The organism is Oleiphilus sp. HI0125 (assembly GCF_001635355.1).
In genome coordinates this window covers 1-2204 of record NZ_LWGF01000696.1, presented here as the reverse complement: position 1 = coordinate 2204, position 2204 = coordinate 1, and the positions used below count along the sequence as shown (strand labels likewise).

Genomic DNA, 2204 nt, shown 5'->3' with positions numbered 1-2204 from the left:
GAATGGTGACAGTTTGGTCTGTACCTGCGGCCAAGTGTTGATAGGCGCTGTGACTGGGATCAAAGGTGTACGACCCGTCGGCATTTAGCGTAAAACCGTCTATGGTCGGTGCGGTGTAGGTGGCCGTTTCATGGGCATCGGCATCAGTTGAGGTAATGTTGCCAGAGATCGCACTGCCATCTTCAGTCGCACTCTGTGTTTGAATATGGTTGAGCACCGGATTGTCGTTGGTGCCTGTCAGCGTGATTACCAAATTCTGGGTGTCGGTTCCACCACTGCCATCTGTCACAGTAATTGGGATGGTGATGGTTTGCGTGTCGTCTTTTGCTAAACCATTGTAAGCCGCATTGCTTGGATCAAAGGTATAACTTCCATCCGTATTTAAGGTAAAGCCGGCTACATTGGCAGTAGTTGTGTAGGCCGCAGTGTCAGCCGAATCGACATCCGTTGAGGTAATGGAGCCCTGAGTCATCGTTGCGTTGCCCTCAGTGGCAGTGCGCGCCGTAATGGTATTGATCACAGGGTCATCATTGGTACCGCTAATGGTCACAACGATGTTATGTGTCGTACCGTCTGCGCTTTGTACTTGAATAGTGTCAGTCAGGCTATTAGTCGTGCCAGAACTACTTGTACCAAGGGCTTGTACATCCGCATTGTTGTTATCGAGGTCATACGTCCAGCTGCCGTTAGAGCTTAAATGCAACACACCATGTGCGGTCGTAATATCACCATCCTGAAAGTGAGCTTGTCCGTCATCTTTATCAGTGATGCTCAAGCTGCCTGTTGCTTGCAGCGTTGTTTCTTCGGTAACAGAGCCTGAGTCTGTGCCACCAATGACTGCGGCATCCGCGGTTCCATGAACTGTGATAACGAGATTCTGCGTGTCAGAATCACCGTCTTGGTCAGTCACCGTAATAGGGATAGTGACGGTTTGATCTGTTCCTGCGGCCAAGTGTTGATAGGCGCTGTGACTGGGATCAAAGGTGTACGACCCATCGGAATTTAGCGTAAAACCGTCTATGGTCGGTGCGGTGTAGTTGGCCGTTTCATGGGCATCGGCATCAGTTGAGGTAATGTTGCCAGAGATGACACTGCCATCTTCGGTCGCACTCTGGGCTTGGATCTGATCCAGGACAGGCGCATCGTTAGTCCCGGTTAAGGTGATGACAAGATTTTTCGTGTCACTAGCTCCAGCCAAATCTGTAAGAGTTACCGGAATTGTAATTGTTTGCACATCGCCTTGGGCTAAATGATTGTAGCTGCTGTGACTGGGATCAAAACTATATTTCCCATTCTGCTGGAGTACAAAACCGTCGACACTCGGGGAAGAAAAGCTAACTCGGTCGTGGTTATCTATTTCATGGACAAAGATTGTTCCTGTTGTTAGCGTCGTATCGCCTTCATGTGCTGCTTGAGCTGTAATAGAGGTGATCTCCGGCGCATCGTTAGTGCCCGTTACGTTGATCGTTATCGTTTGCTGTACCGGTGTGCCGCTGCTGTCTGTGGCCGTGACAGTAAAGTGCTCTGTCACCTGTTGATTGGCATCTAGGATATCTGTCGCATTGCTTGTATTGTCCAGTTGATAATGCCACTGCCCCTGTTGATCAATACTCAACTGACCATAGTGGCCCTGCCCATGAACCACTTGCCAGCTGAGGGTATCGCCCGTGTCTAGATCGGTTACGTTTAACGTTCCAGTGGCATCGGCATTGCCGCTGGTTCCATCGCCCGCTTCTATTACAGCACCGGTGCTAGTCCCCGCAATTACCGGCAAGTCATTGCTGCCGATCAAGGTAATATTAAGTTGATGTGCAGTGCCGTCTGCCGTGTGAACGGTTAATAATTCATGCTCTACTTGTCCTGCTAATAGCGATTGAGACTTAGCTCCGTCAAGTGTGTAAGACCAGTTACCACTTACGTCGACATGCGCAGTACCAAATGTGCCCACAATCGTTTCTGGTTTAAAGCTAGACTCGCCATCATCTTTATCAACGATATGTAATTGGCCGGTTGTTAATTGACCACTATCTTCAACCACTTGTCCTGTCGACACGCCACTAATCGTCGCCGCATCATTCGTGCCGGTAATCGTGATGCTTGACGTCTGTGCAGTAGCCCCACCACGCGAATCGTTCACCTGATAACTGATTATTAGTGTCGTGCTCGCACCTGCCGCTAAGTGTTGAAACGTCGCACTGCCCGGG

General features: G+C 49.9%; 1 protein-coding gene. It reads right to left on the bottom strand.

Annotated features, from left to right (window positions below; genetic code table 11):
- A partial coding sequence (locus A3762_RS10080) for a VCBS domain-containing protein (protein ID WP_197469189.1) occupies window positions 1-2204 on the bottom strand: 2204 nt, incomplete at both ends.